7 protein-coding genes and 1 riboswitch are annotated in these 12,853 nt (G+C 45.9%); of the genes, 3 read left to right on the top strand and 4 right to left on the bottom strand.

Annotated features, from left to right (window positions below; all coding sequences use genetic code 11):
* The first annotated feature begins 237 nt into the window (after positions 1-237).
* Positions 238-1,221, top strand: coding sequence for a helix-turn-helix domain-containing protein (locus D0C36_RS05210; RefSeq protein WP_117390489.1), 984 nt, complete (start codon positions 238-240; stop codon positions 1,219-1,221).
* A gap of 269 nt (positions 1,222-1,490) precedes the next feature.
* Positions 1,491-2,045 carry an RNA polymerase sigma factor gene (locus tag D0C36_RS05205; RefSeq protein WP_117390488.1) on the top strand — a complete coding sequence of 185 codons (555 nt, stop codon included), beginning with the start codon at positions 1,491-1,493 and terminating at the stop codon, positions 2,043-2,045.
* A 60-nt stretch (positions 2,046-2,105) separates the two neighbouring features.
* On the opposite strand, the gene D0C36_RS05200 is transcribed toward D0C36_RS05205, so the two are convergent.
* Entirely contained in the window at positions 2,106-3,551 is a 1,446-nt protein-coding gene (locus D0C36_RS05200; RefSeq protein WP_117390487.1) for a SusD/RagB family nutrient-binding outer membrane lipoprotein, read from the bottom strand.
* Positions 3,552-3,556: 5 nt separating this feature from the next.
* On the bottom strand, positions 3,557-6,742 hold the full coding sequence (locus D0C36_RS05195) for a SusC/RagA family TonB-linked outer membrane protein (protein WP_117390486.1): 3,186 nt from the start codon (positions 6,740-6,742) through the stop codon (positions 3,557-3,559).
* A gap of 299 nt (positions 6,743-7,041) precedes the next feature.
* Positions 7,042-7,152: riboswitch (SAM riboswitch) on the bottom strand.
* A 217-nt stretch (positions 7,153-7,369) separates the two neighbouring features.
* On the opposite strand from D0C36_RS05195, the gene D0C36_RS05190 reads away from it, so the two are divergent.
* The gene (locus D0C36_RS05190; RefSeq protein WP_117390485.1) at positions 7,370-8,743 is read left to right on the top strand and encodes an aspartate kinase; all 1,374 of its coding nucleotides are present in this window, start codon (positions 7,370-7,372) and stop codon (positions 8,741-8,743) included.
* Between the two features lie 3 nt (positions 8,744-8,746).
* Here D0C36_RS05190 and ppsA read toward each other — a convergent pair whose 3' ends face one another.
* Both ppsA and D0C36_RS05180 read right to left on the bottom strand, forming a co-directional pair.
* On the bottom strand, positions 8,747-11,359 hold the full coding sequence (gene ppsA, locus D0C36_RS05185) for a phosphoenolpyruvate synthase (protein ID WP_117390484.1): 2,613 nt from the start codon (positions 11,357-11,359) through the stop codon (positions 8,747-8,749).
* A 163-nt stretch (positions 11,360-11,522) separates the two neighbouring features.
* Positions 11,523-12,815 carry a sensor histidine kinase gene (locus D0C36_RS05180; protein ID WP_117390483.1) on the bottom strand — a complete coding sequence of 431 codons (1,293 nt, stop codon included), beginning with the start codon at positions 12,813-12,815 and terminating at the stop codon, positions 11,523-11,525.
* Positions 12,816-12,853: the final 38 nt, after the last annotated feature.

Genomic DNA, 12,853 nt, shown 5'->3' with positions numbered 1-12,853 from the left:
GGCTGTATGGCTGCGCTTTAACCTACGGGCAGCGGATGGAGAACTCCGCAAAAAGGATTTTTTTCTGCCTGCGGTCGTAACGTAACTAATGAAGTTGGAGTCTTGTATTAAAGTGATCTGGCGGAGTAGCTATGTAAGACGCAAACTGCTGGTAACTTGATGATTATCTTGTAAAAAGATAGTAGCTAAATGCTTTTGATTAATTATTTTTACACGCAATTTCTATAGAACTTTACGATGGCCGGCCTGGTAATACAAACACATAATGTGTATAATTTTAACGATCTGCCCAACCCGCTCAAGGTTGGTGCGCAGCCGTTAACCAGCCGGCAAGGGTATGACCGCCATATACACCCTGAGGTAGGCGTGCTGGAGTACAGGAACGTATCGTTCCCGCATATCCATGTGATGGACCTTTACTGGAAAACCAATAAGGCACTGAAACTGGTTAACCAGATCCCTACAGATACCATCAACTTTAATTTTCAGCTATCGGGCGTTAACGATGTGCATTATGAAGCCGCCGATCAAAACGTTTATATCCAAAAAGGGCAGCACTACATGGTATACAACGCCGACCGTGAGTTTTATAACCGCGTAGAAGCTAATACCCAACTCAGTGTGCTGCACATTGCCGTTGATAAGGCCTTTTTTGCGGCAAGCATTGGCTGCAATTCAAAATGGGCTGAGCATATCCAGAACAACCTTGCGCTTAACAAGCCTTTCCTGAGTGCTAAACAAGCACTTGGTGTTAGCCCGGCAATGCATCAGCTGATACAAGGCATTATTGCCGATAAATCACCAGAGCCGATGCGCAATTTTATGGTACAATCGCGCGCTATGGAGCTGATAGCTGCCCATATTGAACAGGTAGTACCTGCAGAGCTAAATGCAGGCACCAGCCCCGCAGATACGGAAAAACTGCACCAGGTGAAAGCATTTTTAGATCAGGCTTTTCTGGAAGAACATACGCTTAATCAACTCAGTCGCCGCTTTGCCCTTAATGATTTTAAACTGAAACGCGGCTTTAAATTGCTTTTTGACGTACCTGTGTTCGCCTACATTAAAAATCTCCGTATGAACTACGCCACACTGCTTTTAAAAGACGGCAATGCATCTGTTGATGAAGTAGCTTTCCTGTTAGGTTATGAGTATCCGCAACACTTTTCTACGGCTTACAAAAAGCACACTGGTATCAATCCTTCTCAATTAAAGAAATGACCGCTGATTGGCGCTGATTTTTTTGATTTCGCGGATTATACACTCAACTACCCTTCTGCTCCCGCTCGAAGTAATATTGTGGATGAGTGCGTCCTAACCTTTCAACATTCAAACCTTCCAACATTTCAACTCTCCTCGAACAAATCCTTTTTGCGTAGTTGCTACTCCTTTGTGCGTAGCATCATGGGGCCTGTGCGGGTCTACTTTTGCGGCATTAAAATTAAGCAACCAAGGCAGTAAGGGAAAAAAAGGAACTGCCGCATAAGTTTATGGCACAGATAATTACCCCTTTAGAAACATTGTTGGCAGGCTGCCGCAAACAAGACAGGCGAGCACAAGAAACTTTGTATAATCAATACGCTAAAAAGCTATTTGGAGTTTGCAGGCACTATTGCCGTGATACCGCCGATGCAGAAGATGTGTTACAGGAAGGTTTTGTAATGATATTCCGCAACATTGCCCAATATAACGAGCAAGGCAGTTTTGAAGGCTGGATGCGCCGCATAATGGTGAACACATCTATCAGCAAATACCGTAAAGCCAAAAGGCAGCCGCAGTATTGCGAATTGGATACAGATTATCATCATCCTGCCGCCCCTTTACACGATGTTTACGGCGAGGCGTACCTGCAACACTTGATAAACCGCCTACCCGGCAATTATCGCATGCCATTTACCTTGTTTGCCATTGAGGGCTACAGTCACCAGGAAATATCGGAGCAGCTGGGCATAAGCCAGCTGTTATCGCGCACAAACACCTCACGCGCAAGGGCAATGCTGCGTAAGCATCTGGAAGAGCAAACTGCTATGCTGCGCATGGCTTAACCATAAAAGAAACGGCCCCGGAATTTCCGGGGCCGTTTCTTTTTTATATAATCAGGATAATTAATTCACATCAAACCACAGTTTAGTGGTAAGTGCATCGGCACCCTGGCTGGCTACGGCTGCCTTATAGCTTGCGCCGTTAAGTGATTGCTCGGTACCGGGGTATATAAAGCGCAGCGGGAATTTACCGCCAAGCGTACCTGCTACGGCAGGGGTTAATTGCGGGTAATCTAACCTGCGCCATTCGGCAAATGATTCCAGCCCCTGGCCAAACAGTGCTATCCATTTTTGCTCGCCTATTGATTTACGATAGTTTGCTGCATCATAAGCTACGCTGCTTTGCGCCAGATAGGTGTTTATATCGGCGGTTGCAATACCATATTGTGATAGCGCTGCGGTAATCGCCTGTTTGTAAAGGTCTGCCGCAGTGCCGGCGGTGCTAAGGGTACGCTGAGCAGCCTCGGCCTGGTCAAACAAGGTCTCGGCATAGCTAACAATCACAGCAGGTGCAGTTGGTGCTAAAAAGTAAGTACCCGGTTTTGATGTTTTGGTAAAACCATAGCCGCTGGCATCGCCCACTAATAAACCGTTTGGCAGGCCCACATAGGTTTGCGGTGTGGCATCAGCTGTTTTGCTGGCATATACCGGTAGGCGCGGATCATTCAGCGCAAAAAGCTTGTCAACAATGGTTTTGCTAATGCGATAGTCATCCCTGGTATCAAACAAATTGCTGATAGGGTTTTGGTTAGGCGATGTTGAATAAACCAGCTGCGCCGTTTCGGCATTGCTGCTGATGTAACCGCTTCCTTCGGCTTGTATATCTGCAATTACCTGCCTGGCTTTCTCTGGTTCGCGGTCGGCTATTCTTAGCGCTATGCGTAAACGTAACGAGTTGGCAAACTTTTTCCATGACAATATTTTGTTGCCGTAAATAATATCGCCGGTTATTGCCGGGCCTGATGCGTTCAAAAACGTTTGTGCCGATTTCAGATCATCAAGGATACCGTAGTAAACATCCTTCTGCTTATCATAAGCAGGGGTAAGGTATTGCTTAATATCTGCTGCCTGGCTGTACGGTACATCGCCATAATTATCTGCCAGTAATTGGAAGATCCATGAGCGCAACACCAAGGCCACACCTTTGTAGTTTGGGTTTGCCTGTGCATCTGCAATTTTAATAAGCGAGTTAAGGTTTACTATACCTTTGCTGTAGCCTGTGCTCCAAAGCTCGTTAAATGAGGTGCTGGTGTAGATGTACCTGTCAGGGTCGGTATATTGTATCTTAGACCAGTTTTGGATCCAAAGCAGGCCGGCATCCATATTATTTGCTGTACCCCAGTAAGTATCTGCAACGGCTTTTGATACACCGGTTAATAAGTAATCGGGCTGTGCAGCTTCAGAGCCGTTTGGGTTTTTGTTGATGTCTTCCAGCGTTTTTTTGCACGATGTTGCCGATAGTAACAACGTGCCCGATATGATGATGGTGGTAATATATTTGAATTTCATGATTATTAGAATTTAAGGTTTACGTTAAAACCAAGGTTGCGCACGGTAGGCAGGGTAAGGTCTTCGAGGCCCTGCGCGTTGCCACTGTTAAAGGCTGTCTCAGGATCGATGTTTGGTACATTCTTGTGGATGATGAGCAGGTTACGGCCTACCAATGATACAGTTGCCGATTGCAAGCCAATGCCTTTAACCCATGCTGCAGGCAGGGTATAGCCCAGTTTAACCTCGCGCAGTTTTATAAACGATGCGCTGTAAACAAATGCCTCATCAACGTTGGTGTAGCCCTTGTAGTAAGTTTGTGCCGATACTATTTTTGAATTTTGCGTGCCGTCGGCTTTTACGCCGTTCCAAACTTTACCATCATCATAAATTGTTTCGCCGTTGGGTGCAGCCGTGCCGGGAGATATTTGTATGGCATTGGTACCGGTGTTGTTGGCATAGTAATAAGATATACCACCGTTCTCGGCACCGCGACCTGGCAGGGTAGAAGCCAGTACACCTGTATAAGTACCCGTACGGTTAGTGTTTGAGTAGATAGAGCCACCGAAACGTGCATCTATCAGTACACTCAGGTTGATACCTTTGTAGCTGAAGCTGTTGTTGATGCTACCCATCCAGTCCGGCGTAAATTTACCGAGTGCCTTTTTGGTATTGTTTACAACCGGCGTACCATTATCGCCTATAATGATACGGCCTTGTGCATCACGCGTGTAAGATGTACCGTAAAGCGTTCCGTAAGGCTGGCCAAGTGCTGCTACAACATCAACAGTGCGGTTGCTGCCTAAGATGTAGCTTTGCAGGTTGCCTTCTTTGTAAAGCGATAAAACCGTGCTTTTGTTACGCGAGTAGTTTAAGGTAACATCCCAGTTAAAATCATTTGTTTTTATTGGCGTTACACCTAAGAGTACCTCTATACCTTTATTGTTGATGTTACCGCCGTTAATAAGCTTGTAGTTAAAGCCGGTGGTAGGGCTAACTGCCACAGGTAATATCTGGTTTATACTGTTGGTGTTGTAAACGCTCACATCAAGGCGCAGGCGGTTATTCAGGAAGCCTGCTTCAACACCCGCCTCAGATGAGGTAGTGGTTTCCGGTTTCAGCGCAGGGTTAAGATCTGTATTGTTGATCAGTTGCTGCGGGTAGCCGGTGAACGGCGCCAGGAAAGCATAAGTATTTCTTAATTGATAAGCAGTGGTTGGTTTACCTACTTTTGACCATCCGCCGCGTAATTTCAGATAGCTCAGCACATCGCTTTTAATATCCAAAGCATCAGACAGGATCAAACTACCGGCAAAAGACGGGTAGAAATAAGATAAACTGGCGGCAGGAAGTGTTGACGACCAGTCGTTACGACCCGTTACGGTAACATAAGCCCAGTTTTTGTAACCCAGTTGTGCCGAAGCGAAGTAACTGTAAGTTTTTGCCTTGCTGAAAATGTTTGAAGACAACAGCGGATCGCGCGAGTTGCTGAGCGTGTACAAGCCGGCCACCGCCAGTTTCGGCGCTATCTGGTCGTTCTGTTCTACAGTAAAGGTCTCAATATTACCACCCACCAATGCATCCAGCGAAAAATCCTGACTTAGTTTTTTGGTGTATTGTAACCTGCCTTCGGTATTGGTTTGGTTGGTGTAATAGGCATCTTCCTCGTATGAACCAAACGGTGTACCATTTGTACCGTACGCCACTTTTATCTTGCGCCTGTCGTTAGAGTAATCGGTACCGCTGCGTAAATTGGCAGATAGGCCATCAATGATCTTGTAGTTAACCTCTACGCTACCCAAAAAGTGATTCTTGTATTGGCCAACAGTATTTTCATATGCAATAAAATACGGGTTGCTGTAGTAGCTGTTGTTCCAGTTAAAGGTGTTGCCATCAGCATCTCTATAATTTTTCAACGCACTAACATCAACCTGGCGGCCAAACCATGTAAACTGCAACATGGTGCTTGTAGCGCGTTTGCCATAGGTACCCGGAAGGTTACCTGCATCATCTTTAATATAGTTGGCAATGGTAGTTACTGTAAGTTTTGAGTTAGGGCGGAAAGTTGTGTTTAATGCAAACGAGTTGCGGCCTAACGAAGAGTTAGGCACTACGCCTGTTTGGTGCAGGTTGTTGTATGATATGCGATAGTCAAATTTTTCGCTGCTACCGGCAAGGGCAACGCCATTATTAAGGGTTACGCCGGTCTCAAAAAAGTCGCGTACGTTATTCGGATGGGCTACAAAAGGAACCGCTACACCATTTGAGTTAAACTGCGGTATCAACCGGCCGTCAAGGCGCGGGCCCCAGCTTTCGTCAACACCGTCATTAAGGCCGCCGCCTTTACCGTCTTTATAGCTGAACTGTCCGTTTGCGCCCTGGCCATAAGAGTTCTGGTAATCAGGAAATACCTTTAAAGTGGCAAAACTTGTGTTTGAGTTGATGGTGATGCCAAGTCCCTGTGCGCCCTTACCTGTTTTTGTTTTGATGAGGATAACACCCGCTGCCGCACGCGAGCCGTATAAAGCAGCCGCATTTGGCCCTTTAAGTACCGTTAACGATTCAATATCTTCAGCATTGAAATCTGATAGCGGGTTAGGGAAATCGCGCGATCCGCCGCTGCCCAGTTGCTGTGTATTATCTACCAGTACACCATCAATAACAAATAAGGGTTGGTTATTAGTGGCGATAGAAGTTTCCCCGCGGATAACGATACGGGCCGAACCCATATCACCCTGGCTGTTGGTAACGTTTACACCGGCTATTTTTCCGGCAAGGGCGTTCACCAGGTTGGTCTCTTTAGCTTCGGATATATCTTTAGATTTAAGGCCCTGCACGGCATAGCCCAATGATTTTTTATCCTTATTGATGTTTAAGGCGGTTACTACAACCTCATTAAGCGAGTTAGGTGCTTCAACCAACACTATCTGCAAAGGAGCATCGCTTTGCGAAACCGTAATGCGTTGTGTAGTGTAGCCCAGGTAAGATACCTGCAGCACATCGTTTACTTTGGCATTGATGCTGAAACGGCCCTGAATATCAGTTTGGGTACCGTTTGTGCTGCCTTGTATACCTACACTTACGCCCGGCAAGGGCTGCCCATCGGCCTTGGCGGTAACCACACCGCTTACCTTAAGCGACTGGGCCGAGAGGTGTTGAACAATAATTACCGGCAGCAGGGCAACCAGCAAAAGTTTGTAAATTTTTGACATGTTTTTACTGTGAAATAAGTTTTGAAAAAGTGCATACGATTCTCCTATACCGTGTGAAATGTTACCGGTATTAAAGAAGTATGAAACGTGAATTAAATGGATGGTTTTGTGTTACCGCACTAACAACAGCAACAACACTGGCCGCACATTCGTGGGCTTAAAAGAGGGGCAATTGAAAAAGACGATACAGTTTGCGTAAAAGCAGTTTTCATGGCTGTAGTAGGGTAATGTTTTCTGTTTGTCTTTTTAGAAACTTACCAGTTGATACCGGTTTTGGTTTGGCAACTTAGCGTTGCTTTAGCTTATCTTTCTTCCCGTGTAAGGGGAGCAGGATTTAGCACCTTTCGCCAACAGGGGCAGAGGTTGCTAAGACGTCAAAGGGCCATTCCCTCGGTCTTTCTGGATAAGTCTTAAAAAGAACTTCGCTGCAAATATAAATGAAAAATATATAATGTCTACGTGTTTTGTAGTTATTTTTTGATATGATATTATTTTGACACAAAAATGCTGTTTTAAGGCCATATAGGCTGTTTTTGTAATAAGGCTTCATACTTGTGTTATCTGCGCCTGATATTATTCAGCACGTATAAAAATTTTATTTCTCGTTTGATATTATACATTTGCGGCATGAATACCCGGTTAACAGTTGAAAAAATTGGCGGCACATCAATGAGTGCGCTGAGTGATGTAATAGAAAATATTGTGTTTTATGGCGATTCGCCTTACAACCGCATCCTGGTTGTATCAGCCTTTTCAGGCGTTACCAATTTTTTACTGGAGAATAAAAAGACCAAAGCACCCGGCGTTTACCACCGCTTTGCAAAAGGCGAAGATTACCGCACTGCACTCAACGAAGTGTCGGTTGAACTGAAGCGCCTTAACGAAGTTTACGCGCCGCTTGGGCTGGATGTTGCCGTAGCTAATGATAAGATAGACCAGCACATGGCCAAAGCTATTATTTACCTGGATAGCGCTTCAACCATGCTGGCCTCGGGCTATTTAAATGAGGGGGTATTGCTTGCCGCACGCGAGATCCTCGCTTCCATCGGTGAAACACATTCTGCCATGGTGCTGGCAGCCATTTTGCAAAGCAAGAGTTTAAATGCCGTTTTGGTTGATATGGCCGGCTTTGATGACTCGCGAGCCATGACTATTGATGAGCGTATCCAGGATGCCTTTGCTAAAATAGACCTGCCAAACAGTATCTGCATTGTTACCGGCTATGCCAAAGGTACCGAAGGTATTATGCGCGAGTTTGATCGAGGATACTCTGAAGTTACCTTCAGCAAAATAGCGTCCATATTGAAACCAGATGAGGCTATCATCCACAAAGAATATCACCTATCAACCGCCGACCCGAATATTGTAGGCATTGATAATGTGCACCCGGTGGGCAACACCAATTACGATATTGCCGACCAGCTGGCCGATGTTGGTATGGAAGCCATTCACCCTAAAGCGGCTAAACCGCTGGAGATGGCGGGCATACACCTGCGTATAAAAAATACGTTTGAACCGGCGCACCCGGGCACGCTCATCACCCGCCAGTATGTATCGCAATTGAAAAGGGTAGAGGTAATAACCGGTACCGATAAACAATTGCTGATTGATATTTACGACCCGCTGATGACCGGTAACGTGGGCAGCGACTTAATTATCATGGAGATATTTGCCGCGCACCAGGTGAGTTATACTTTCAAGTCTACCAGTGCCAATAGCATTTCTATTGTTATATGGGAAAACGATTTTAAAGAAGGCCTCATCACCGATCTGAAAGCCAAGTTTGAGCGTGTATCGCAGCAAGCCGTTTCAATGGTGTGCCTGCTGGGTACCAATATGGATCAGCCGGGCTTGCTTGCCAAAAGTACCGCCGCACTTGCCCGCGACGAGATAAACATCCTGGCCGCAGGCTTAGCTTATGGCCGCGTAAACATCCAGTTCGTAGTACCGCGCGATCAGTTCAAAGCTTCTATCATAGCGCTTAACAAAGCCTTAGGATAAAACTTAAAGCAGCTCTATATAGCCATCGGTACCATTTAGGCGGATCATTTGACCGTTTTGGATGATACCGGTGGCATTTTCAACGCCTACTACTGCAGGCAGGCCATATTCGCGGGCTATAACTGCGCCGTGGGTCATTAAGCCGCCAACCTCGGTAACCAGGCCTTTTATAGAAACGAATAGTGGCGTCCAACTCGGGTCGGTAAACTTGGTGACGAGTATATCTCCTTCTTCCAATTTGGCATCTTGCACATCAAATAGCACGCGTGCACGCCCTTCAATTATTCCTGAAGATACGGCTATACCGGCCAATGCATTTGCAGGCAGGTTCTCCCGTTTGTAATGGCCCGTTATTATTTCGCCGTCAGACGTGATCACCCGCGGCGGGGTAAGTTTTTCGTGCAGTTGAAATTCTTCTTTTCGTTTACTGATCAGCTCCTTATCCGCTTGGTTTGTATTCACCAGTTCGCGTAATTCGGTAAAGGTGAGGTAGTAGATATCCTCTGAGTCTTCAATAATGCCGGTCTGCTGCAGGCGTTGGGCTTCTTTCAATAATGCCTGTTTGTACACCCAATAACGTTTAATAAAGCCATATTTTGGGTATTCGCGATAGCCCACCAAAGCACGCAGTATATCAATTACTATTTTAGTATCGGCGGCTTTTTGTTCGCCGTCCTTAAGCTGTTTTAATCTGGATAACAGGTCTTGTTCCTTATTACGCGCTTGCAAAATACCTTGCTCAAACTTTTGCTTACCAGCCCCGTGCGGCGAATTTTTAACACTGCTCAATATCAACGGGATAAAGGTAGATGGCTTTTCGCTCCATCGTGTCCGGGTGATGTCTATCTCGCCGGGGCAACGTACGCCATACTTATCAAGATATGCCCCGATAGCTTCGGCGGTTTGTGCGCCGCCCTCAACTGCAGTTAGCCCGTTTAAAAAGTAGTCGTCTGCATTTTCCAGGTAGGCAACAATGGCAGGATAGGGGCGTATCATATCCGCAACATCCAATAGTTCCAGGCCCATCTCGGCAGTGACATTATTGGGTGCCGATTGCGAAAGTGTGTCGGCCACGTTCTTTTCCCCCAGCCATTGCTGCATACTCTCGTTAAGCCACCGGGCTGCATTCATGCCTGCCATAATCGCTTTTGAACCTTTGGGGTTATGTAAATTGCTTTTCAGGGTAGCGGTATCAGCCAGGATGAAATCTATCAGATCAACCCCCGTTCTTCCTTCTATGGTCTGCTTTAATTCTGCTATCGATTCTTCGTTTTGTTTGATGAGTTCATTGACTATCGCCGGGCCGTTTTCGGCGTGGATAGCGATCTCTTGAGCAGAAAGGCCGCTATCTGTTTTTGCCAGCCTTGGTTCTATGGCATTTTCCTGCACGGGTTTTACAATGTCCCCGCGTGTTATCAGGTTAACCAGCGCATCTTTTATCAGCGGATCGTGTTGTTCCATAGCATCCAGCATGGCTGCACGGCCTGCAGCAGATGTAATGCGCGGCAATATATCTACAAACAACCTTCCTGCGGCTTTATACATGGGGATAGAGGCAATCATCTGGTGCAACGATAGTCCCAACGGTTTTATGGCATCGGTCATCATTTGCTGATGGCCTACAGAAATATAAACATGATCGACACCGTCATTATTCTCGGGGATGGGAAACAGGGTAGTAACAGGTCGGCTTTGTACAATGTAGAATTTATCATCGGCCAGGCACCATTCAATATCCTGCGGTGTGCCAAAGTGTTTTTCAACCTTTCTGCCTATATCAGCGAGTTGAACTATCTGCTCATCTGTTAATGCGTGGCGGGTTTGCTGGTCGCTTGTAGCATCCTGTTCAATGGTCCCGCCATCATCCTTAGCAACAATAGCCATCTTTTTAGTGGAGATGGTTTTATCGATAATTATCCCATTATTCACTTTGTAATTATCAGCCATAACCAAACCCGATACAAAGGCCTCTCCCAAGCCAAATGTTGCATCTATTGAAATGATCTTTCGGTTTCCGTTTATCGGATCAGCAGTAAACATCACGCCCGAAACCTGCGAAAGTACCATCTGCTGCACCACTACGGCCAAACTTATTTTATCATGCCCCAATCTATTGTGAATACGATAGGTCACTGCCCGTTCAGTAAATAGCGATGCCCAACATTTACTGATGTGTTTGAGGATAGCATCCGTGCCGATGATGTTCAAGAAGGTATCCTGCTGGCCGGCAAATGAGGCTCCCGGCAGATCTTCAGCAGTAGCACTTGAACGTACTGCCCAGGCATTACCTTCTCCGTAGTTGGCCAGGGTTTGTTTTATCTCTGCGGTGATATCTCCGGGAATAATCGCGTCTTCGATAATGCGCCTGACGTTCTGACTGATGTTGCTGATCTTTTCATACTCATCGGCTTTTAGATCTGATAAGCGGTTGAGTAAAGCGGAGAGTGATGGGTTTACAGAAATTATTTTATTAAAAGCCTCTGTGGTTATACAAAAGCCATCGGGTACATTAATGGCATCTATCTTACAAAGCTCTCCTAAATTGGCGCCTTTGCCCCCGGCTGTGGTAAGCTGATGAGTGCCCAGGGCATTAAGTTGAATAAGATGATGTTGCATAATTGGTTCCTGTTTTTGCTTGGGTAGTAACCGAAAATAAGCAGGCCAAATAGATATTCCGAAGATTTTGAACTATATTTTTTTTGACGAACTAATCTGCAAAATTTAGCGTTTACCACATATAAGCCGTGCAGAAATAGCCGGCTTTTTTGCTATTTAGGATTCAGGCGAGCGGGATCTCTATTGTGAAAACTGAACCTTCGCAGGGTGTGCTATCGGCAGAAATGCTACCATCCTGGTGCTCCATAAATTCTTTGCATATCATCAGCCCCAAACCAACACCTTTTTCGTTCTCGGTGCCGTAGGTAGGCTTAGGGTTGCCGTTAAATACGGTTGCCAGTTGCTGTGGCGACATGCCGGCGCCGGTATCGCTAATAATGATCTGGCAGGTATCGGCCTCAACCATGGACCTTATCCTGATAGTGCCGCCCGCCGGAGTAAATTTCACGGCATTTTGCAACACGTTTCGTACCACTAATTGCAGCATATCGGCATCGCCTGCTACGAGGGTATCGGGATCAATATTTTGTACAAAGTTGATATTTTTATGCGCGGCCAGCACTGCGGCTATTGCCAGTGGATTTTTTAAGGTATTAGATAGGGAAAGATCAGCTATTTCTACCGATGTACCATCCATTTGCGAGCGCGACCAATACAACAGATTAGTTACCAGGTGCAGAGTTTGGTCGTTGGCTTCGCGGAGTTTTTGCTCCATGGTGCTGCGCTCTGCCTGTGATAGTGATGGATCATTCAGTAATTCCAGGTAATGGCCTATATGGATCAGCGGTGCCCTGAAATCATGCGAAAGGATGGATAACAGACGGCCTTTCTCAGCGTCGCGCTGCTCAACTTTGGCTTTTTCGCGGTCGTAACTTCTTCTAAATAAGCCAACCACTATAGCCATGCCTACAACCGGCATAGGGAAGGCCGTAATACGGTCAATAAATTGCCCCTTGCCATAATGGAAAGGGTATTGCACCAACTGCGGATATAGGTACTCTATAAAATGTACAACTACAAATACCACCAGGTAGGTAATTACCCATGCAACATGATGGCGCTTTGGGCAAATAGTAAGCAGCAGTAATAAAAAGCCGGGCCAGATCAAATCGGTAGACCCGGCAATGCCTGCATTTATAAAATAGTTAATGGGGAGTATGATAAGCCCAAGCAAACCAAACAGAAAACTACGATAGGGGACGCTTTTGAATCTTGAGAAGTAATACTGATAAAAGAAAAAAGAACCAATAATGATGCAGGATAATGCTGCAATCCTTAACCCGGCGTACAGGTTATAAGGCACATACACTGCCGTAAGCAATATCATGCCCAAACTGATAGAATGGAAAACGCGCGACTCCAGTGAGAAATCGGTAGTATGGCCTATCAGCTTGCGCCAGTTGCTGCTGATTTGACCAATACCCTTACGAACGTAGGTAGATAGAGCTATGGGCATCCGGTAAAGATGGTCTTTTTTTGGTGTATTACGGATTT

Origin of the sequence: Mucilaginibacter conchicola, from assembly GCF_003432115.1 — a bacterium.
GTDB lineage: Bacteria > Bacteroidota > Bacteroidia > Sphingobacteriales > Sphingobacteriaceae > Mucilaginibacter > Mucilaginibacter conchicola.
This window is presented reverse-complemented; position numbering and strand designations above follow the sequence as displayed.

Coding starts and splice junctions, on each gene's coding strand:
- D0C36_RS05210 (WP_117390489.1), top strand. CDS start 238: ATGGCCGGCCTGGTAATACAAACACATAATGTGTATAATTTTAACGAT.
- D0C36_RS05205 (WP_117390488.1), top strand. CDS start 1,491: ATGGCACAGATAATTACCCCTTTAGAAACATTGTTGGCAGGCTGCCGC.
- D0C36_RS05200 (WP_117390487.1), bottom strand. CDS start 3,551: ATGAAATTCAAATATATTACCACCATCATCATATCGGGCACGTTGTTA.
- D0C36_RS05195 (WP_117390486.1), bottom strand. CDS start 6,742: ATGTCAAAAATTTACAAACTTTTGCTGGTTGCCCTGCTGCCGGTAATT.
- D0C36_RS05190 (WP_117390485.1), top strand. CDS start 7,370: ATGAATACCCGGTTAACAGTTGAAAAAATTGGCGGCACATCAATGAGT.
- ppsA (WP_117390484.1), bottom strand. CDS start 11,359: ATGCAACATCATCTTATTCAACTTAATGCCCTGGGCACTCATCAGCTT.
- D0C36_RS05180 (WP_117390483.1), bottom strand. CDS start 12,815: ATGCCCATAGCTCTATCTACCTACGTTCGTAAGGGTATTGGTCAAATC.